Origin of the sequence: Streptomyces sp. NPDC016562, assembly GCF_043076955.1 — a bacterium.
In the GTDB taxonomy this organism is placed as follows: domain Bacteria; phylum Actinomycetota; class Actinomycetes; order Streptomycetales; family Streptomycetaceae; genus Streptomyces.
This window is the reverse complement of record NZ_JBIBRZ010000001.1, coordinates 743,675-764,712: the sequence shown is the minus strand read 5'-3', so window position 1 is coordinate 764,712 and position 21,038 is coordinate 743,675. Positions and strand designations below refer to the sequence as shown.

Genomic DNA, 21,038 nt, shown 5'->3' with positions numbered 1-21,038 from the left:
AAATGGACAGGAGGCGGCCCTTGACCGTCGACGACCCTACGTCCAGCGCGTCCGCCCCCGGGCCCGGTGGCCCGGGCACCCCGATCGGCCGCGACCAGCACCACCCGCACCACGAGGTCGACCACACGGCCCAGCCGACGGCGGATCCGCTCGCCATCCGGCTGGAGCAGCTGATCCTCGGTGCCGAGCGCCGGTACACCCCCTTCCAGGCGGCCCGCAGCGCCGGCGTGTCGATGGAGCTCGCCTCGCGCTTCTGGCGGGCCATGGGCTTCGCCGACATCGGCCAGGCCAAGGCGCTCACGGAGGCGGACGTCCTGGCCCTGCGCCGGCTCGCCGGTCTGGTGGAGGCCGGGCTGCTGTCCGAGCCGATGGCCGTGCAGGTGGCGCGGTCCACCGGGCAGACCACGGCGCGGCTGGCCGAGTGGCAGATCGACTCTTTCCTGGAGGGGCTGACGGAGCCGCCGGAGCCGGGCATGACCCGTACGGAGGTCACGTACCCCCTGGTGGAGCTGCTGCTGCCGGAGCTGGAGGAGTTCCTCGTCTACGTGTGGCGGCGCCAGCTGGCGGCCGCCACCGGGCGCGTGGTGCAGGTGGCCGACGACGACGAGATGGTCGACCGGCGGCTCGCGGTGGGCTTCGCGGACCTGGTGGGCTTCACCCGCCTGACGCGGCGGCTGGAGGAGGAGGAGCTCGGCGAGCTCGTCGAGTCCTTCGAGACGACCTCCGCGGACCTGGTGGCGGCCCACGGCGGCCGGCTGATCAAGACCCTCGGGGACGAGGTCCTGTACTGCGCCGACGACGCGGCGACGGCGGCCGAGATCGCGCTGCGGCTCATCGAGACGATGGAGGCCGACCCGCAGATGCCCGAGCTGCGGGTGGGGATCGCCTTCGGCACCGTGACGACCCGCATGGGCGACGTCTTCGGGACCACGGTGAACCTGGCGAGCCGGCTCACGTCGATAGCGCCGAAGGACGCGGTGCTGGTGGACGGCGCCATGGCCCAGGAGCTGGCCCGTAGCGGGGCGGCGCCGGTGTCGGAGAAGGAGGCCGAGGCGGCGGCCGACGAGAGCGCGGCCTACCGGTTCGCCCTCCAGCCGATGTGGCAGCGGCCCGTGCGCGGGCTGGGGGTCGTGGAGCCCTGGTCGCTGACGCGGCGGCCGCCTAAGATCCCCCGGTAACGTTCGTTAACCGGGAGGGTCCTATGGCGTCCGAGGCCGAGTTCGAGTCGGAGTTCGTGGCGGTGCGCCGCCACGCGGACGGGGTCGCGGAGCTGGTCCTGGACCGGCCCAAGGCGATGAACGCCGTGTCGACCGAGATGGCCCGCGCCATCGGGGCGGCCTGCGCCGCCCTGGCCGCGGACGCCTCCGTACGGGTCGTCGTGCTGTCCTCCACCGCCGAGCGGGCCTTCTGCGTGGGGGCCGACCTCAAGGAGCGCAACGCGCTCTCGGACGCCGAGCTGGTGCGGCAGAGGCCGACCACGCGCGGCGCGTACGGCGGCGTGCTGGAGCTGCCCATGCCGACGATCGCGGCCGTGCACGGCTTCGCGCTGGGCGGCGGCTTCGAGCTCGCGCTGGCCTGCGACGTGATCGTCGCCGACGAGACCGCGGTGGTCGGCCTGCCCGAGGTGTCGGTGGGCGTGATCCCCGGCGGCGGGGGCACCCAGCTGCTGCCGCGCCGGGTGGGCGCGGCGCGGGCCGCCGAGCTGATCTTCACGGCGCGCCGGGTGGAGGCGGCCGAGGCGCTGTCCCTGGGGCTGGTGGACTCGGTGGTCCCCGCCGGACAGGACACCGAGCAGGCCCTGGCCCTGGCGGGCCGGATGGCGGCGAACTCACCCGTGGGGCTGCGGGCGGCCAAGCGGGCGCTGCGGCTGGGGCACGGGATGGACCTGGCGGCCGGGCTGGAGATCGAGGACGCGGCCTGGCGGACGGTGGCCTTCTCCGGCGACCGGGCCGAGGGCGTGGCGGCGTTCAACGAGAAGCGCAAGCCGAACTGGCCGGGGCAGTAGCGGGCTCGGTGGTGTCGTGTGGATCGGGCCGGGCTCGCGGGGACGTGCGGCGCCGCGCCCCGCGATACTAAATCAGACAAAACTCCCTAACCTGGGGTGGTGGGAGTTGACGGGCGGCTGCGAGCCGTCGTGGGCCTGGCGCAGGCGATGGCCGCGGCGTGCGCGCCGCGGGACAGTGTGCGCGCGGCCGCACGGGGCGCGCGGGTGGCGCTCGACGGCTCGTTCGCTGCGATCTCGGCGTGGGAGCGGGAGCGGGGGCGCCTGCGGGTGCTCGTGAACGAGGGCGAGCGGCGGGCGGGGGAGGAGGAGTTCCCCGAGGACGAGTCCTATCCCGTCCACGACTTCCCCGAGATCACCGAGTTCCTGCACGAGCGCTGGGTGGGCGGCGGCGGCCCGCACGCCTGGGTGGAGAGCGCCGTGGGCGACCGGCCCGGGCGCCGCGGCGAGGCCCTGCGCGGCCGGGGGCGGGGCACCTGCGTGGTCGCGCCCATCGTGCTCAGCGGGCGGGCCTGGGGCGAGCTCTACGTCGCCCGGGACGAGGGGCTGCCCGACTTCGACGAGGACGACGCCGAGTTCGCCACCGTGCTCGCCGCCGTGGTCGCGGCCGGGCTGGCGCAGAACGAACGGCTGGAGGAGGCCCGGCGGCTCGCCTTCACCGATCCGCTGACCGGGCTGGCGAACCGCCGCGCCGTCGACATGCGGCTCGACGAGGCCCTGGAGGAGCACCGGCGCACCGGGGCCGTGGTCAGCCTCGTCGTCTGCGACCTGAACGGGCTGAAGAAGGTCAACGACACCCTCGGCCACGCGATGGGCGACCGGCTGCTGGAGCGGTTCGGGTCGGTGCTGAGCCTGTGCGGGGCCATGCTGCCCGGCGCGCTGGTGGCCCGCCTCGGCGGCGACGAGTTCTGCCTGGTCGGGCTGGGCCCGACGGCGGACGAGGTGGTCCGGGTCACCGAGGAGCTGTGCACGCGGGCCGCCGAGCTGGAGCTGGGCGAGGGCGTGGCCTGCGGGGTGGCCTCCACCGGGGACCCGATCGGGCTGGTGAAGTCCTCCCGGCGGCTGTTCCGGCTCGCGGACGCCGCCCAGTACAAGGCGAAGGCCGCGCGCTCGCCCAAGCCGGTCGTCGCGGGGCGCGACACCGCCGTGCTCCGGATGGCCGACGCCGCCGCCGAAGCGGCCTCGGGCGAACGCCGCCGCTTCCGGGGGCGGCCTTGAGCCCGCGCCCGGCCGCGGCCCCTGCGTCCCCGCGGCCCGGCGTCGCGGACCGTAAGGGGCCCTGCGCGAAGTCGCTAGTGACATGAAGGGATTCAGTCCGTAGGGTGCTGAATATGGATATGCAGACTGTCGTAGTGGGGACGTCCGGGACCACCGCCGAAGACGTCATCGCCGTCGCCCGTGGCAACGCGCGGGTCGAGCTGTCCGCGGAGGCGCTCGACGCGCTCGCCCGCGCACGTGAGATCGTCGACGCCCTCGCCGCCAAGCCCGAGCCCGTCTACGGGGTCTCCACCGGCTTCGGCGCCCTCGCCTCGCGGCACATCAGCCCCGAGCTGCGCGCCCAGCTCCAGCGCAACATCGTCCGCTCGCACGCCGCCGGCATGGGCCCGCGCGTCGAGCGCGAGGTGGTGCGCGCGCTGATGTTCCTGAGGCTCAAGACCGTGGCCTCCGGGCACACCGGCGTCCGGCCGTCCGTCGCCCAGACCATGGCCGACGTCCTCAACGCCGGGATCACCCCCGTCGTCCACGAGTACGGCTCCCTGGGCTGCTCCGGCGACCTCGCGCCGCTGTCCCACTGCGCGCTCGCGCTCATGGGGGAGGGCGACGCCGAGGGCCCCGACGGCACCGTCCGCCCCGCCGGCGAGCTGCTGGCCGAGGCCGGGATCGAGCCCGTCGAGCTCCGCGAGAAGGAGGGCCTGGCCCTCCTCAACGGCACCGACGGCATGCTCGGCATGCTGGTCATGGCCCTCGCCGACCTCGCCAAGCTCTACACCTCGGCCGACATCACCGCCGCCCTCACCCTGGAGGCGCTGCTCGGCACGGAGAAGGTCCTCCAGCCCGAGCTGCACGCGATCCGCCCGCACCCCGGTCAGGCCGCCTCCGCCGCGAACATGGCCGCCGTGCTGAAGGGCTCCGGCCTCGTACGGCACTACCAGGAGGAGACCGCCCCGCGCGTGCAGGACGCCTACTCCGTGCGCTGCGCCCCGCAGGTCGCCGGCGCGGGCCGCGACACCATGGCCCACGCCGCCCTGGTGGCCTCGCGCGAGCTGGCCGCCGCCGTCGACAACCCGGTGGTGCTGCCCGACGGGCGCGTCGAGTCGAACGGCAACTTCCACGGGGCGCCGGTCGCCTACGTCCTGGACTTCCTCGCCATCGCGGCCGCCGACCTCGGCTCCATCGCCGAGCGGCGCACCGACCGGCTGCTCGACAAGAACCGCTCGCACGGCCTGCCGCCGTTCCTCGCGGACGACGCCGGCGTGGACTCCGGCCTGATGATCGCCCAGTACACGCAGGCCGCCCTGGTCAGCGAGATGAAGCGGCTCGCGGTGCCGGCCTCGGCCGACTCGATCCCCTCCTCCGCCATGCAGGAGGACCACGTCTCGATGGGCTGGTCGGCGGCGCGCAAGCTCCGTACGGCCGTCGACAACCTGACGCGGATCATCGCGATCGAGCTGTACGCGGCCACCCGGGCCATCGAGCTGCGCCAAGGGCTCACCCCCGCCCCGGCCAGCCGGGCCGCGATCGAGGCCGCGCGCGCCGCGGGTGTGCAGGGCCCCGGGCCGGACCGTTTCCTCGCCCCCGACCTGGCCGCCGCCGACGCGTTCGTCCGTAGCGGCGGCCTGGTCGCCGCGGTGGAGCCGGTGACGGGTCCGCTCGCCTGACACGGGCGGTGCGGGGCTGCCCGCGCCGCTGTGACGGGGGCCGTCCCGGGAGCTTCCTCCCGGGGCGGCCCCCGGTCGTTCACGGGATCACGGGATCACGGGGTTACGGGATCACAGGGTCACGGGGCAGGGGCTCACAGGGCGTGCGAGCGCCGTACGGAGAAGGCCACGAATCCGGCGCCGAGTCCGAGGCAGAGGGTGCCGCCCAGCAGGTAGGGGGTGGTGTCCACGGAGCCGGTGTCGGCGAGCACGAGGGACCTGCCCTGCACGGTCGGCGCGTCGTCGGCCGCGTCCGGGGCCGTCCCCGAGACCGTGCCGGTGGCCGCGCCGGTACCGGAGCCCGCCCGGGCGCCCGTCCCCGCGGCGTTCGCCCCCGCGGGCACGCCGGCGCGGTCCGTCGCGTCCTCCGGTGCGGTGGCGCCCGCCGAGGGCACGAACCACAGGGCGGCGAGGAGGGTGGTCGCTCCGAGAGCGGTGAGCAGCGGTCGTCGTGCGGACACGGTGCGATCCCCCTTGTGGCAGCAGCGAATTGGCCGTGTGCGGTGATGCTACGGAAAGGGGCGGGTCGTGGGAAAGTCGGGGCTTCCGCGGGCTTACTCTCCGTCGTATGAACTCTTCTGAGACATCACGATACGTACGGCTTCGGGTGGATTTGGTGCTGGAGGTGCCGGATTCCCAGGCACTCACCGGCGCCGCGCTCGCCCACATCAAGGCCGACGAGTTCATGCCGGACGAGGAGCGCGGCCACGCCGAGGCCGCCGTCCGGGAGGACGAGTCGGAGGCCCTCGCCTACCTGGTCGACCCCACTGACCTGGTCGCGGACATCCCCGGAGTCGAGCTCGCGCAGGCTTCCTGGAGCAGCGAGCCCGTCGAATACGACCCCGAGTCAATGGAGTGGGACATCGACGAGGAAGATGGGGACTTCGACGAAGAACCCGACAACGCCTGACCGTGTGGTTGCCCACATCCCGACGGAATGTGGAACCGGCCACCGCCGTTAACGCGTTGTCAGGACGAGGCAGGGGGCCCGTCCCCCTGCCCGGCCAACCCCGGGACGTCAGCCCCGGTGTTTCCGGCAACGATGGAGTGGCGTGTGAGGACGGACAGCAAGCGGCGGAGAAGGTCACTCGTGGCCATATCCGCTGTTCTCGGCGGTGTACTGATGCTCTCGGCGTGCAACGACGGGGGCGGCGACAATGCCAAGGGCAAGGGCGAGGCCGGCACGTCCCAGGCCGAGGCCGACGCGGCAGCGGCCAAGGACACCTCGAAGGCCAAGATAACGATCACGCCCAAGGACGGCTCGACCAACGTCGGCCTCAACGACGCGGCCAACGTCTCCGTCAGCGACGGCACGCTCACCCAGGTCGAACTGAAGACCAGCGAGGGCACGGCCGTACCCGGCAAGATCGCCGCCGACGGCAAGAGCTGGAAGCCCGACGCCGCGCTGAAGCGTTCCACGAAGTACGCCCTGGCGGCGACGGCGAAGGACGCCGACGGCCGCGAGGCCCACGAGAACGCCTCCTTCACCACCGTCTCCCCGGAGAACAGCTTCGTCGGCTCGTTCATCCCGGACGAGGGCCAGACGGTCGGCGTCGGCATGCCGGTCTCGATCACCTTCAACAAGCCGATCAAGGACCAGAAGGCCGTCCAGGCAGCCATCTCGGTCACCTCCAGCAGCGGCCAGGAAGTCGTCGGCCACTGGTTCGGCTCGCAGCGTCTGGACTTCCGCCCCGAGCAGTACTGGCAGGCGAACTCCACCGTCACGCTGAAGCTGGCGCTCGAAGGCGTCCAGGGCGCCCCCGGCGTCCAGGGCGTCCAGAACAAGACGGTCACCTTCAAGATCGGCCGCAGCCAGGTCTCCACGGTCGACACCAAGACCAAGAAGATGACGGTCACCCGGGACGGCGCGGTCATCAAGACCATCCCGATCTCGGCGGGCTCCCCGGAGAACCCGACCTACAACGGTCAGATGGTGATCTCCGAGAAGTTCAAGGAGACCCGGATGGACGGCTCGACCGTCGGCTTCAAGAACGAAGAGGGCAAGGGCGAGTACGACATCAAGGACGTGCCGCACGCCATGCGGCTGTCCACGTCGGGCACCTTCATCCACGGCAACTACTGGGGATCCGACTCGGTCTTCGGCAGCGTGAACACCAGCCACGGCTGTGTCGGGCTGAACGACGCCAAGGGCGCGAACGACCCCAACCAGCCCGCGGCGTGGTTCTTCGACAACTCGCTCATCGGCGACGTGGTCACCGTGATCAACTCCCCGGACAAGACCATCAAGCCGGAGAACGGCCTCAACGGCTGGAACATGAGCTGGGCGGAGTGGAAGGCCGGCTCGGCCGTCTGATCTCCGCGGCGCGCTCGGCGTACGCCCGTACGCCCGTACGCCGAGCGCCCGTACGCCGTACGTCATGAGCCCGTTCGGAAGGCGGGGGACCTCTCGGGGGTTCCCCGCCTTCCGCGTGTGCGGGGCCGAAAACCCCTCAGTCGAGGGCCCGGTGCCGGTCTATGGTCCGGACATGATGATCAGATCACTCCCCCTGCCCCCGTCCGCCGCCGAGGTGGACGCCTGGCTGGCGGTCCTGACCGCCGCCGCGGCCACCGACCAGCCGCGGCTGCCCGCGCCGTCCCGCGTCGAGGTCGCCGGCCGGCTGTGCGTGGCGCCGGCGCGCGGCCGCCCCGTGCTCTGGGCGGCGGAGGAGGACGCGGGCGTCGCGGCCCTGCTCCTGTTCACGGAGGAGGGCAATACACACACCGCCTTCCTGGACGTGCTGACCGTACGGCCGCAGGCGCGGCGGCGGGGCGTGGGCACCGCCCTGTGGGAGCGGGTCCGCGAGGAACTCCTCGCGCAGGGCCGGACCTCGGTCGCGACCCTCGTCGACCTGGACGGTCCCGGGGAGGCGTTCGCGCGCTCGCTCGGCTTCGAGAACGTCCTGCCGATGGCCTGGTACGAGCAGGAGCTCCCGGCCGGCGCCGAGGGGCCCGGGCGGCTCCCGGCCACCCCCGGATACGAGATCCTGACCTGGCACGGCCTGGTGCCCGACGCCTGGGCGCCGGCGGCCGCCGCGGCCCACGGGGCGATGGAGGACGCGCCGACCGGGGACATGGACGAGCGGATCCAGCGATGGACGGCGCAGCGGCTGCACACCCTGCAACAACTGGTCCTCGACCGCGGCGGCGAGATGCTCACGGTCGCGGCCGTGACCCTCGGGGGCGAGGTCGCCGCCTACACGGAGATCGTCCTCGCGGACCCGGCCGGGCCCGTCGCCCTCCAGTACGACACGGTGGTCGTCCCCGCCCACCGCGGCCGGGGCCTGGGCCGCGCCGTGAAGCTGCACATGGAGGCGCGGGCGGCCGAGCGGTATCCGGCGCTGCGCCGGATCACCACGACGGTGGCGGACGAGAACACCCCGATGCGGGCGGTGAACGAGTCCCTCGGCTGGCGGCGGGATCGCGCGGCGGGCTACTTCCAGCTCAAGCTGTAGGCGCGGCCGCCCCGTCGGCGGGTGCCGCATCGGTGGCCGGGGCGTCGCCGGTGGCCGCTCCGCCGGCGGGGCCACCGGCCGAGGGCGCCGACCAGGAGGCCAGCATCCGCAGGGCGTCGGCCGAGGGGGAGCCGGGCTCCGCGTGGAAGGTGACCAGGGACTGCGCCGGGTCGTCCGGGAGCTTCAGCGTCTCGAAGGACAGGTGCAGCTCACCCACGATCGGGTGCCGCAGCCGCTTCACGCCGTGCGTCTTGTCCGCCACCGTGTGCGCCGCCCACAGCCGCCGGAACTCCTCGTTCTTCACCGACAGCTCCCCGACCAGCGCGGACAGCTGCTCGTCGTCCGGGTGCTGACCCGCGTACATGCGCAGGTTGCTCACCACCTCGCAGGCCCGGCACTCCCAGTCCCCGTACAGCTCGGCCGTCGCCGGGTCCAGGAACACCAGCCGCACGAGGTTGCGTTCGGCCGCCGCGAGCGCCCCGAAGTCCCCGAAGACCGCGGCGGCCAGCCGGTTCCAGCCGATGACGTCCTGCCGGTGCCCCACGAGGTAGGCGGGTACGCCCTCCATCGCGTCCATCAGCGTGCGCAGCTCCGGCCGCACCTGCTGGGGCCGCCGGCTGGGGCGGCGCCTGCGCGCCTTGGGGCGCGCCAGGTCCATCATGTGCGCCCGCTCGGTCCCGTCGAGCCGCAGGGCCCGCGCGATGGCGTCCAGCACCTCCACGGACACGTTGTGCCCGTCGCGCTGCTCCAGCCGCGTGTAGTACGCGACCGACACCCCGGCCAGCTGGGCCAGTTCCTCCCGGCGCAGGCCCGGCACGCGCCGCCGGCGCCCGTAGTCGGTCAGGCCCACGTCCTCCGGGCGCAGCCGTGCGCGGCGGGAGCGGAGGAACTCGCCCAGGCAGGCTCGCTGATCAAGCTGGTCCATGCCGTCCAGTATCGCCGGGCGCGACGCCCCGGCGCGGGCGCGAGCCTGACCCCGCCAGGGGTACGTTCGCCAGTCCTAGGCAGGACAGGGGGATGGGTGGACGCCCGGCGGACGGGCACGCTGGGGACCACCACCGCAGACGTCACCGCTTGAGGAGCACCACCCCATGTCCGTCACGCCCCAGACCGCGCAGCCCGTCCGCCCGACCCAGAACCGGTCCACTCAGGTCGCGGCCTACGCCGCCCCCGCCCCCAAGGCCCCGCTGGAGCGCACCACCGTGCCGCGCCGTCCCGTCGGCGAGCACGACGTCCTCATCGACATCAAGTACGCGGGCATCTGCCACTCCGACATCCACCAGGCGCGCGACGGCTGGGGCGAGGGCATCTACCCCATGGTCCCGGGCCACGAGATCGCCGGTGTCGTCGCCGAAGTCGGACCCGGCGTCACCAAGTTCTCGGTCGGCGACCGGGTGGGCGTCGGCTGCTTCGTCGACTCCTGCCGCACGTGCGCGTACTGCCTGCGCGGCCAGGAGCAGTTCTGCACGCAGGGGATGACCGGCACGTACAACTCCCTCGACCGCGACGGCGAGCCCACGTACGGCGGCTACTCCAGCCACCTCGTCGTCGACGAGAACTACACCGTCCGCATCCCCGACGGGCTCGCCCTCGACGTCGCGGCCCCGCTGCTGTGCGCCGGCATCACCCTCTACTCCCCGCTCAAGCACTGGAAGGCGGGCCCCGGCACGAAGGTCGCGATCGTCGGCCTCGGCGGCCTCGGCCACATGGGCGTGAAGATCGCGGCGGCCCTGGGCGCGGAGGTGACCGTCCTGTCGCAGACCCTGCGCAAGAAGGAGGACGGCCTGCGGCTGGGCGCCTCCCACTTCCACGCCACCGCCGACGGGTCCGTCTTCGAGGAACTGGCCGGCAGCTTCGACCTGATCCTGTCCACCGTCTCCGCCCCGCTCGCCCTGGACGCGTACCTGGGCCTGCTGAAGGTCGACGGCGCGCTGGTGAACGTCGGCGCCCCGGAGGAGCCCGTCGCGCTGAACCTCTTCTCCGTCATCGGCGGCCGCAAGACCCTCGCCGGGTCGATGATCGGCGGGATCGCCGAGACCCAGGAGATGCTCGACTTCTGCGCCGAGCACGGGCTGGGCTCGGAGATCGAGCTGATCAGCGCCGAGCAGATCAATGAGGCGTACGAGCGGGTCCTGGCGAGCGACGTCCGCTACCGCTTCGTGATCGACGCGTCGACGATCTGACCCGCCCGCGCCGCCCGCCCCGGGTTCGCGGGGGCGGGCGGGTACGGCGCCCGGCCGTTCACGGTCGTCGGCTCACTCGGCGCGGGCCACGCCGATCGGGCAGGAGACGCCCGTGCCGCCGATGCCGCAGTAGCCGCCCGGGTTCTTGTCCAGGTACTGCTGGTGGTGAGCCTCCGCAGGCCAGAAGGGGCGCTCGTCCGCCGGGAGGACGGCCGTGGTGATCTGGCCGTAGCCCGAGGAGGTCAGGACCTGCTGGTACGCCGTGCGGGAGGCCTCGGCCGTCGCCTGCTGGGCGGGGGAGTGGGTGTAGAGCGCCGAGCGGTACTGGGTGCCGACGTCGTTGCCCTGGCGGAAGCCCTGGGTGGGGTCGTGGGACTCCCAGAACAGCTTCAGCAGGGCCTCGTAGGAGACGAGCGACGGATCGAAGACGACCCGGACGACCTCGGTGTGCCCGGTCAGGCCCGAGCAGACCTCCTCGTAGGTCGGGTTCTCGGTGAAGCCGCCCTGGTAACCGGCCAGGGTGGTCCACACCCCCGGGGTCTGCCAGAACTTGCGCTCCGCGCCCCAGAAACAGCCGAGGCCGAAGTCGGCCACGTCGAGGTGGGCGGGGTACGGGCCCGCGAGCGGGTTGCCGAGCACGGTGTGGACGGCGGGCAGCGCGAACAGCGGCTCCGCGCGGCCGGCCAGAGCCTCCTCGCGGCTGGGAAGCTCGGGCGTGCGGCGGTACGAGAACATGGATTCCCTCCTTGTCGTACACCGGTAACGGCGAACGACGGGCCGAGATTCCCGCCGCTGGCCTCGGCCCGGTCCGGCGCGCAGCTCAAGCCGTTCAAAGCGCGCTCTGCGCCCGCTTTCCACCCTCTGCGCCCGCCGTGTCGGCACCCTTGGGGAGGCACTCAGCGGCACGGACCCCTGAGGGGCAGCGGCAGAACACGAGAAGCCCCACCGGAGTGACATTCCGATGGGGCTTCCGTGCCTCTATTTAACGCCGCGGAATGGGCCAAAGTGAGAAGGTGCATCCACCCACTCGGTGTCCTCGTGCCAATCGCAATGGGTTGCGAGCACGTAGCCAACTCCGTCATTTAGAATAAACAATTTAAAGGGCTCGCTTGGCGCTGATTGGATGCCGAGGCGCTCGCGTTCGACAGCGAAGTCCCCTTCATCGATCACCAGGCCGTTGAACTCGGCTGGAACGTTCATTCGTCGGACGTTGGAGAACAGGACGTCAACTCGTTTGTCCGAGTCGAATTTCGGCTTGCTCCGCAAAAGCAACTGAGAATAGCTGAAGGCGTAGTTCCATGTTCGAAACTTCCGGTCCCAATCCGCCAGCCGCACTTAACGCTCCCTTCAATCGGTCACTTCAGCGAGGCGGGCCAGTCGACGTGGCGTAAACGCCCGGCACGCCCCTCCTTCTCGACCAGCTCCGCACCGCCTGCCAGTGCTGCTCCCAGGGTCTCGACGCCAAGCCGAAGAGGTACTGCGCGATCGGCGAGTGCTGCCAGAAGCGGATGTCCCCCTTGACCGTGACCTACGTGCACTCGGTGCTCAAGTCCAGCCTCGAACATGCCGTCCGCGAAGACGAACTGCCGCGCAACGTCGCCCGGAACGTCAGGACCACCGCACCCCGGCCCCGCGCCGACCGGCTGCAAGCGCTGTACGAACTCGCTCTGCTGACCGAATGCCTCCACGCCCTCAAGGAGCACAGAGGACGCCAGGACAAGGAGCGAGAGACAGCAGGATCAGACTGGAGCGACAGCGGACTCGTATTTACCACGCCGACTGGCCGGCCTCTTGACCCTGCCAACATCACGCGCCGCTTCCGCGCCTTTCTCGGCAGGGTCGCACTCCGACGCATCCGCTTCCACGACCTACGGCACTCGACCGCAACCCTGCTCCTGGAACAGGGCGTCGACCTCGTCGTGATCAAGGAGCTGTTGGGTCACGCCCACATCGGCGTCACCGCCGGCGTCTACGCACACGTAAGGTTCCGCCTCCAACGCCAGGCCATCGACACTGTCGGCAACGCCCTCGGCCAGACCATCGACGAACCGGAAGACCCACCCGCCGCAGCCGTCGTCCGCTGACGTTGCGTCAGCGTTGCCGTCAAAGGCTCGGGGCCCTGCTGACAGTCAGCAGGGCCCCGAGCTTCTGTTACCACCAGAATGAAAGCGCTCTTTGCGCTCTGGCACGCCACATGAAGAATGCAGCGGCGATCAGGAGTTCGCGTGCGCCTCGTTCCATGCGCCCTCAAACTCTTCCGGGTAATCAATTGGACAGCGAGTTCAGCTTGGGTGGAAGTTTCCCCCAGGGGCGGGAAACTTCCGAGAAACCGAAAGCTCCAGTTTCGAGGGTCTCACCTGCCCATTCGGATCAATCATCCCGATAGAGCTGCACCTTCCGATTTTTCGTATCAATTGCCGCCGAGATCGCTTAGCTACACGGCAACACCCACATGGCGGGAACTTGTCCACACGGAGGCACTCCCGGAAGGCGCTCTGCAAGGGCCCCTGCATTAAACGAATGATTGTCACAGGGTGTCCATGAAGCGGCGGATGCGTGCTTGGTGGTCGGCGATCCACCCCTCTTCCAGGGCAATCGGGATGCGGACAGTCACCATGGAGATGGATTCGTCCTCCACGACAACCTCTGGGCAATCCCGTTCACCTTCGAGCTGGACGCGCAGCGTAGGGCCGCGATCCATCTGCATCCACGTGACGTCCCGTCCCAGGGACAACGCCTCCAGCGCTTGGGCCCAGTCTTCGAGCTTGGGCCGGGAGAGGACGAGGAGCGTACCGCCCTTGACGAACAGGCTAGTAATCTCGATCTTCGCTTCCCAGAAAGCGTCATCCATTGATGACTCTACAACGATCCGGACTTCATTTTCGAAATCAGTCAGCCGTACGAGCTCAAATGGAAACACATCCACCCACCTTTCATCCGACCAGGAATTGAGCCGCAGTGGACCAGCCATTATCGTCGAAAGCGCTTATGTCGACCCGGAATGGAACATTCGATCCAGGTAGATATCTCGGTATCGCCTGAAATAGGACCGTATTGCCATTCGCTACATGTGCGGCAATCGAATCGCCGAACGTAGACATGGCCCCATTGTCCACCTTCGAATTTGTCCTGACTATATTAGCTGCAACCTTGCCATCACCGCCCAGCGACTGCGGGAGGAGGTGACCTCTTGTGTGGCCAGGGGAGTTCTTGATGAACCCTGGAGGGATGATCCTGCGACTGGCTTTGCTCCCCGTTCCGAGGTCCGCCGGGGTGATGATGGCTGTCACTCCTGTGCGCCGTTCATCAGAAAGCACCTGTCCATAGTCAACGTCACCGCAGTTGTGAACCAGGACCGGCGTGGCACTTGCCAGCACATAGTACGTGTGGAAGTCGTCGACTGTGAGGTTGTGCGTGGTGACGGCGTAGGGATAGGTGCGCGTCGCCTGGACCGTGAGGGTGCTGCCGTTGGGCTGGCGGAGTTGTTCGCCGGTGGTGAGTTCTCCGGCATCGATCCACTGGTGGCGGGTTTCGCTCCAGTAGGGGTGGTGAGAGGTAGAGGTGACCTTCGTCGGCGGGCCGCGGGGGCTGGCCTCGTCGGTGAGGGTGAGGTCGGTGAAGTCCTTGTCATCGGGGGTAGTGATGGTGGTGGTGACAGTTTTGGGACGCGTTTCGCCGGTCTGCGGGTCGGTGGCCATGACCACGTCGCCGTCTTCGATGTCCTCGATGGCCTTGGCAGAGCCATCAGTCATCAGGACCTGTACGCCGGTGGGGAAACTGTTGCACTTGGTCGCACCACTGGGGGCGTCGCCCCCGCCGCCCTTCTTCGCGGCGTCGGCTTCGTCGGCTACCGCTCTGGCCTCGGTTCCCGCGCTGTCGCTTGCGGATTCCTTGGCTGCCTTCTCGGATGCCGATTTGGCTGCCTTGGCCTCGGCGTCACGAGCTTCCTTCAGTGCCTTCTTGGCGCCGCTGTAGGCCTCGGCTGCCTTTGCGGCTCCACGTTCGGCATCGTGGATGGCGTCGTAGGCCTTGTTCACTTCCTTGTAGATCTTGAAGGCCTTGATGCCAATTTTGACGGCCTTGAAGAGTTTGCCCCAGGGGACGAAGTTCAGGGCCGTGTTGATGCAGGCCATGGCGTCGCCCTTGGTGAAGCAGTCCCGGGCGTCGTTGTATCCGATCAGGTCGCCGACCATGTCAACGACTTCGTCGATGAGCTTGTCGCGCCTCTTCTTGGCGTTGGAGACGTTTTTGTTGGCCTGATCCAGAGCTGACCTGTCCGGCTCATCCGGATCCGTGCCGCCGGTCTCCCAGAGATTGCCAGAGCTCTGGCTGTCGTCGGGGCAACCGCTTGTGCACTTGAACTCCCGCATTAGACCCGTGGGGTCTGATGTGTTGACGGGGCTGTTGTTGGAGTATGCGTAGGCGTTCCACTGCTGTGGGTCGCTGGCGTCGATGAGGGGGTCGGGGCTGAGAAAGCGGCCCGTGGTGGGGTCGTATTCGCGTGCCCCGAGGAGGGTGAAGCCGGTGGCTTTCTCCTTGGTGCCGCCGACGAAGCCCTTGTCTCCTGCCCAGGCGCCAGGCGCAGGCTGGGTGCCGCGCTCATTGCCGAACGGGTCCGACGCGCGACGGATGTGACTGAGGTCGGTGGCCTTGAACTGGACGCCGCCCGTGCCGTGGTGGTCCGAGCTCTGATAAGTGAACGTGGACGCGCTGGCGCTAGTCGTGCGCGTGATGGAGAGGCCGCCGGGTGCGGCGTAGGTACGGACATTGGAGACCTTGCCGGTGGCGGTGTCCAGGGTGATCTGGTCGCTGCCGATGGCGAGGGTGGTGCTGGTCGGGTCGCGGCGGATGAGCTGGTTGCCGCTGGTGTCGTACAGATAGCTGGTGCCGGCGCTCTCCCCGGTACCGACGATCTTGTCGAGCTTGCCCTGGCCGTCCCAGGTCAGAGACTTGGTGCCAGGGGTGCTGGTGATGGACGCGGTGTTGCCCGACGCGTCGTAGGTGTAGGACGTGACCTTGGTACCGGACGGACCGGTTTCGGTCGAGGTCATCAGCGCGTGCGGACCACCCGTGCCGCCGCCTGTCGTCGGATCGGAGGAAGGCGTGTTGGTTTGCGGACCGAACGTTTGGGTGACCGTGATGTCCTTGGCGGCGTTGCCCGTAACGTCCTTCTTCACGAGCTTCTTGCGGTTGCCGAGCGCGTCGTACTCGTACTGCTGCCAGTACGGCGCGGTACCGCCCACGCTGGGCTTGCCGGTGCCGTCGACCGCAGGGCCGGTTGCGTTGGTGCAGCCGCCGATGCCGCGCACGCTGGGCGCGGGGGCGGTGGTCTGGGTACCGGTGTCAGTCCAGGCCTGGGTCAGCCGTCCCAGGTAGTCGTGTGTGAAGCACTGCAGGTCACGACCCGTGCCGTCCTGGGTGTCACCGATTGAGGTCAGCTGGCCGATTTTGTTATAGGTGTAGTCCAGGACATCGACACTTGCTGTCGCGGCGGTCTGCTTGTCCAAGGTGGACCGGACCGGACGGCCGCTGCCAGCGTCGTAGTCGACAGTGGAGACGACCTGCATGCCGGTGTCGCCGATGGTGGTGCGGATCGGACGGCCGTAGGGGTCGTAGCGCATGTCCACGAGGTACGGCGTCCGGGTGAGACCGATTTTGCCGCTGAACGACGTCATGTTGCCCGCGACGTCGACACCGAACGTCAGTGTCTCGACTCCGAGCCCGGCGTTGGGGATTCCAGGCAGTGCGGTGGTCTTGAGCTGACCGTAGGCGTCGTAGGTGTTGGCCGTCTGATAGGTGCCCGCCAGCCCCTTCTCTGCCGCCGGGATGGTGATCTTGGTCCCGAGGGGGCGGTAGCCCCCGTCGTAACCGGTGACCTCAGAGACGTAGGCGCTGCCAGTCTTTCCGCCCACGTAGCGGGTGGTGCTGTCGGGCTTGCCCAGCGCCTTCGTGTCGTAGGTGAAGGCGCCGACCTGCTTGGCCGGGTCGACGGCCACGCCCTCGTACGTCGCGGTCGTGCGACCGAGAATGTCCGCAACCGAAGTGACGCTCTTGCCTCGTGCGTCCTTGGCGGTGGTGAGGCTCTTGCTGTCGTCGTAGACCGTCGTCGTGATGCCCGCGTCGGGGTCGGTGGTCTTCACCACGCGGCCCAGCAGGTCGTAGGCGAACGTCCACTCGCTGCCAGCGGAGTCCTTCCGCGACAGCTCCTGACCCTGCGCGTTGGACACGTACGTCGTCTCGTCGTACAGACCGGTCGGCGTATTGGCCTTGTACTGACGCAGGATCGAGGTGGTGCCGTTGGTGATGGTCGCTGTGGCGTATCCGCCCGGCGGCGGAGTCGTACGGACCTCGTCCGCACCCGGGTACTCGGTCTTGGAGCGGGACTGCTCCACGCCGAACGACTGGGAGATGGAGGCCGTCGGGCGGCCGAGGCCGTCGAAGACCGTGACGGTCTGGGACGGGATCTTGCTGTCGGGGTTGACCCCGCCGTTGGGCAGGAACAGCGCCGCCGACGGCGCGCCCTGGTCGGTGTAGTAGGCGGCGCTGGTCTTGACCTGCCAGCCGTGGGAGTCGAACAGCGAGTCCGTGACCATCCGGCCGGCCACGCCCGACGGGGGGGTGGCCTGGGTCTGGCGGACCCGGCCGAGGCCGTCGTAGAGGAAGTAGCTGGACGTGTAGGAGTTGTCGTTCATGAGCGCCTGGCTCAAAACCGAGGACGGCGCGTTCGTGCCGTTCATCGCGTACGAGAACTTGCGGACCGGCAGGTCCGTCGTGGAGTTCTGACCGGGCTGCCAAATGGACACGACCCGCCCGAGCGCGTCATACGTACGCTCGGCGACGTGGCTGTTCTCGTCCGTACTCTTCAGCGGCTGCGAGCGGCCGATGTCGAGCGTGGTGACCGACTTCCAACCCAACGGGTTGGTGTGGGTGATCGTGTTCGGCAGGACGCCAGTGGCGGGCGCGTATTCGGTCGTGGTGACCGCACCACCCGGGTGGGCGGCGTCCGTGCGGACCTTGTTGGTGTTGCTAGTGACGCGGCCGTACGCGTCGTACGTCGACGTGGAGTTCAGCCGGTAGACGGGCTTGCCGAGCGTGTCGTACTTCTCCAGGACCTCCGTGCCCGTGCCGTTGGCGGTTGCGCCGACCTGGCCGTAGGGAAGGTTGTCGAAGTACGAGCGGGTGTCGCCGACGGTGTTCGCCGCCGTCGGGGTCTGACCGCACGTACCGGACAGGACCAGGGTGCGGGAAGCGAGCTCGGTGACCGCGCCGCCCGGGCCGGTCGGGTACTCGAAGGTGGTGCACAGACGCTGGTCCGTGCGCGAGACGTCGCTGTTGTCGTCGACCTGCAGCGGTCGGGTGACGAGCGTCGTGTCGTAGGTGGAGGTGCGCTCGCCCGTGCGCCAGACGCCGTTGGCGAGCTTCGCGCGGGTCGTGACCTTCGCGGTGTTCAGCGCGCGGGCCGTGATGGCGGGCATGTCGGCGGACTGGGCGCGGGTCGCGGTGACCGGGCCGATCCACGGCGTGGTGACCTCGTCCGAGATGACCGTTCCGCCGTCGCGGTCGTAGGTCTGGGTCTGGCGGACGAACCCGGACAGGACATCCTCGTCCTTGATGGTCCCGCCGTGAGCGTCAGGGACCGTGATGCTGCGCTTGGTGCCGTTGGCCAGGACGTCACCGTCCATCCCGCGCAGGTAGGTGGTGACGCTCTTGGTGCGCGGGGCTTCGGCCGCGTTGCCGTTGCCCGTGCGGGTGGTGACCGTGGCGAAGCCGCGGAACTGGTCCCAGGTGCGGGTCTTAGGGTCGGCGAACTCGGAGTCGTTGCGGTGCCAGGCGATGCCACCGCCGTACTCGTAGTCGGTGACCGTGGAGACCTGACCGCCCACCATGTCCTGCTGGGTGACGGACTGCACGACGACCTTGTTGAACCAGTCGTTGACCGGGTCCGGGAAGGACTGGCCCGGTAGGTACCACTTGACCGGCATACAGGCCATCGTGTTGGTGTCCTCGGAGGACGGCATCGTCCCCGCCAGACGCGAACACTCCGGCGCCTTGTACGCGACGTTGATCAGGCCACCGGTCTCGGTGGTGATCGTCTGGATCCGCGGGCGCCGGTAGCTGGGAGCCGAAGCGTCCGTACCGTCCGGACGCCTGACGACACCGTCCACGCGGTTGGGGAACTGCGTCGCCTGGAACGACACCGCCGGCAGCTTGATCGCGGTCTTGCCGTTGGTGGCATTGCGCTGGATCGAATCGAGCCACAAGGTCGGGGACGTACCGTCACCCGGGTCCTGGAAGGACTGCTTGAGGTCGTACCAGTCGACCGTGCGCCACGCCGTGCCCGTCCAGACCTGAGTGGTGACCTGGGTGAACTTCTTCGTCGTGAAGTACGTCGGCGAGAGGTTCAGGCAGGTCCCGGTGGCCGGGCACTCCTGGTCGACGGGGGTGTCGGGCCAGGACTTGGCGTTCTCCTTGGTCCGCTGAGCGGTGTCCGTGCAGGTGACCGTCCCGATCACGACACAGCGTTCCGCGTTCTTGATGTTGATCTGGGCGGCCGGCTTGGCCAGGCCCTTCGCGGTGATCTGCTCGGGCAGGCGCTGGCCGTAGCCGATCCAGGTCGGGTAGCTGCCGCGCTGGTACTTCGTGGAGGTACCGGTGCCGCCGTTCTGGCCGCCGCCACGCCCGTAGTAGTTGTCCTCCTGCTCGTAGCGGTAGGAGACCAGGTTCTGGTGCGGGTCCACGACGTAGTCGAGGTTCCACTGCCAGCCCAGCTGCTGCCACGTGCCGTTCGCGGGAGTGTCGGCGCCCAGGCACTTGTCCTGGCCGCTGTTGAAATAGACGGGGACCGTGGAGACGGACTTGGCCTCCGGGTCGGTGCCGTCACCGCCGGGCAGGCGGTTGGAGCCGAAGTAGTACTGGGTGCCGTCGGTCGTGGTGACCTTGAAGCCCTCGCCCTTCCAGGCGGCGTTCCGCTGCCCGGTCAGACGCTCGATCTTCGTGCCGTCCTCACCCTGGAGGTGGTAGACGCACGTCGTGTCGTCACGGACGATCTGACCCGCGTGACCGGCCATGGAGAGGGACAGGATGTCCCCGGCCCAGCACTCGTCACCCGACTCCGCGATTCCCGCGTCCTTGCAGCTCTTGTAGGAGCGCGAGATCGAGCCGGGACTCCAGTCCCAGCCCTCACCGAAGCCGGATGCTTGCGCGTTCGTCGATGCCGTGCGGCCGTCGATCGAGGAGGAGTCGTAGGCCAGACCGACGCTCGGCCCGGCACCGGCTATGGAAGAAGGAACCTCCACCGTGTAGCCGTAGGTGAAGTTCGCGGCGTTCGCCCCGGCCTGCCAGGAGGCGGACGGCGCCAGCGGGGTCGCGGTGAAGTCACCGGTCGCACCCGACGGGCCCGGCTCGACCGCGAGCGCCACCGACTGCGTCGCCAGCATCTGGGGCGCCATCTGCAGGGACGTCTGCGGGGACGTCTCGGGCGTCGTCTTCGCAACCGAAGACGACCTCAGCCCGCTGGTCCTCGCGGCCGGCGCCGCCGTCTTCGGGACGTCGACCTCCGCCACCAGGCGACCCGAGGCGTCCCGGTGCGAGGCGACCGGCGTGCGAGTCGTGCAACCGGCGGCGCCCGGGGTTGTCAGCGCGCAGTCGGGGAGCCGCACCACGCGTGCACGGTCGGCCCAGTTCGCACCCGCCGTCTTCGCCCACGCGGAAATGTCGAAACTGACCTGCACTTGGCCGGGATCAGCCGTACCGGCGGCGTCGGTCAGAGCGACGAGTGCGCCCTGGACACCGGCCGCACGCGTCTTGGCCTGGTCCTTCACCTCCACCCGCAGCGAGCCCTCGGTGGAGCCACCGCTACCGGTAGCAGGCGCGGTGGCGAGTGCGGAGAACTTCGGGGCGGGCTTCGGTCCAGAGCCCGTGGAAATCCATACCGGCAGGTCTCCGGCCTTAACTGGCTTTGCGTTAGCGACAGTTTCTGATTCGCCGGCCGCGTCGAGCGGAACCGTCGCGGAGCCGGCCGGAGCCTTCGCCTTCGCGTCGGGTGTCCACGGCTTGCTGGCCGGCGCCTTGGCGCCGGCCGGCTTGGCGTCCGAGCCTCTGACGGGCTTGGTCTGCGGGAGCGCCGTATTCGGCGGTACCCACACCTTCGGCGGCTTCGCCGCCGCTTCGGCCACGGGCAAGCCCAGGCCAGAGATGAGCACCGCGAGCGCGGCGGCCATCGCTATACGTGGTCGTCTCGCGCGTACGCGCGAGAACGGGCCACTCCGACGAGACAACAAAGTCCCCCCACGGGAAATAAGGAATGAGAGAGTCCGGACGGGGCGCGTCCGGATCCTGCGCACCTTAAGGAGAGGGGGACGGATTCGTACAGCTTTTCCTTACCATTCCCTTACATGATCAATGTCACGTGAGGTGCAACATAATGCTTCATGTCATCAATCGGGCATATCTATCTGACGAAATGTTGACAAGTTTGCGGTGA

General features: G+C 69.4%; 14 protein-coding genes and 1 pseudogene. 9 read left to right on the top strand and 6 right to left on the bottom strand.

The features are described 5' to 3' along the window. The first annotated feature begins 20 nt into the window (after window positions 1-20). From ACF059_RS03505 to hutH, 4 genes are all read left to right on the top strand, one after another. A complete protein-coding gene (locus tag ACF059_RS03505; RefSeq protein WP_392050770.1) occupies window positions 21-1,178 on the top strand; it encodes an adenylate/guanylate cyclase domain-containing protein in 1,158 nt (385 codons plus the stop codon). Window positions 1,179-1,201: 23 nt separating this feature from the next. Then, window positions 1,202-2,005 (top strand): enoyl-CoA hydratase-related protein, encoded by an 804-nt coding sequence (locus tag ACF059_RS03500; RefSeq protein WP_360902772.1) that lies wholly within the window; start codon window positions 1,202-1,204, stop codon window positions 2,003-2,005. Window positions 2,006-2,104: 99 nt separating this feature from the next. Next, window positions 2,105-3,220, top strand: coding sequence for a GGDEF domain-containing protein (locus tag ACF059_RS03495; protein ID WP_366868305.1), 1,116 nt, complete (start codon window positions 2,105-2,107; stop codon window positions 3,218-3,220). A gap of 119 nt (window positions 3,221-3,339) precedes the next feature. Beyond that, entirely contained in the window at window positions 3,340-4,881 is a 1,542-nt protein-coding gene (hutH, locus tag ACF059_RS03490) for a histidine ammonia-lyase (RefSeq protein WP_392050767.1), read from the top strand. A 134-nt stretch (window positions 4,882-5,015) separates the two neighbouring features. Here the strand turns inward: hutH and ACF059_RS03485 are convergent, their stop codons facing one another. Beyond that, window positions 5,016-5,381: a hypothetical protein gene (locus tag ACF059_RS03485; protein ID WP_392050764.1), complete on the bottom strand. Its 366-nt coding sequence runs from the start codon at window positions 5,379-5,381 to the stop codon at window positions 5,016-5,018. A 164-nt stretch (window positions 5,382-5,545) separates the two neighbouring features. Between ACF059_RS03485 and ACF059_RS03480 the strand changes: the two genes are divergently transcribed. From ACF059_RS03480 to ACF059_RS03470, 3 genes are all read left to right on the top strand, one after another. Further along, a complete protein-coding gene (locus ACF059_RS03480; RefSeq protein ID WP_392050762.1) occupies window positions 5,546-5,830 on the top strand; it encodes a hypothetical protein in 285 nt (94 codons plus the stop codon). A gap of 132 nt (window positions 5,831-5,962) precedes the next feature. Further along, window positions 5,963-7,234: an Ig-like domain-containing protein gene (locus ACF059_RS03475; RefSeq protein ID WP_366868301.1), complete on the top strand. Its 1,272-nt coding sequence runs from the start codon at window positions 5,963-5,965 to the stop codon at window positions 7,232-7,234. A gap of 172 nt (window positions 7,235-7,406) precedes the next feature. Next, window positions 7,407-8,372 (top strand): GNAT family N-acetyltransferase, encoded by a 966-nt coding sequence (locus ACF059_RS03470; RefSeq protein ID WP_392050758.1) that lies wholly within the window; start codon window positions 7,407-7,409, stop codon window positions 8,370-8,372. Here ACF059_RS03470 and ACF059_RS03465 read toward each other — a convergent pair. Further along, a complete protein-coding gene (locus ACF059_RS03465) occupies window positions 8,362-9,297 on the bottom strand; it encodes a helix-turn-helix transcriptional regulator (protein WP_392050755.1) in 936 nt (311 codons plus the stop codon). The two genes, ACF059_RS03470 and ACF059_RS03465, sit on opposite strands and share 11 nt — an antisense overlap. A gap of 166 nt (window positions 9,298-9,463) precedes the next feature. On the opposite strand from ACF059_RS03465, the gene ACF059_RS03460 reads away from it, so the two are divergent. Beyond that, the gene (locus ACF059_RS03460) at window positions 9,464-10,555 is read left to right on the top strand and encodes an NAD(P)-dependent alcohol dehydrogenase (RefSeq protein ID WP_392050752.1); all 1,092 of its coding nucleotides are present in this window, start codon (window positions 9,464-9,466) and stop codon (window positions 10,553-10,555) included. Window positions 10,556-10,627: 72 nt separating this feature from the next. Here ACF059_RS03460 and msrA read toward each other — a convergent pair whose 3' ends face one another. Both msrA and ACF059_RS03450 read right to left on the bottom strand, forming a co-directional pair. After that, entirely contained in the window at window positions 10,628-11,290 is a 663-nt protein-coding gene (gene msrA / locus ACF059_RS03455) for a peptide-methionine (S)-S-oxide reductase MsrA (protein WP_392050749.1), read from the bottom strand. 243 nt (window positions 11,291-11,533) lie between these two features. Then, window positions 11,534-11,890, bottom strand: a complete 357-nt coding sequence (locus ACF059_RS03450) for a hypothetical protein (RefSeq protein WP_392050746.1) — start codon at window positions 11,888-11,890, stop codon at window positions 11,534-11,536. A gap of 77 nt (window positions 11,891-11,967) precedes the next feature. Between ACF059_RS03450 and ACF059_RS03445 the strand changes: the two are divergent. Then, window positions 11,968-12,639: pseudogene (locus ACF059_RS03445) on the top strand (tyrosine-type recombinase/integrase); the annotation flags it as partial. Between the two features lie 443 nt (window positions 12,640-13,082). On the opposite strand, the gene ACF059_RS03440 reads toward ACF059_RS03445, so the two are convergent. Both ACF059_RS03440 and ACF059_RS03435 read right to left on the bottom strand, forming a co-directional pair. Then, window positions 13,083-13,526, bottom strand: coding sequence for a DUF5959 family protein (locus ACF059_RS03440; protein WP_392050744.1), 444 nt, complete (start codon window positions 13,524-13,526; stop codon window positions 13,083-13,085). Next, complete coding sequence (locus tag ACF059_RS03435; RefSeq protein WP_392050741.1) at window positions 13,489-20,775, bottom strand: polymorphic toxin-type HINT domain-containing protein; 7,287 nt, start codon at window positions 20,773-20,775, stop codon at window positions 13,489-13,491. The genes ACF059_RS03440 and ACF059_RS03435 overlap by 38 nt, the downstream gene beginning before the upstream one ends. Window positions 20,776-21,038: the final 263 nt, after the last annotated feature.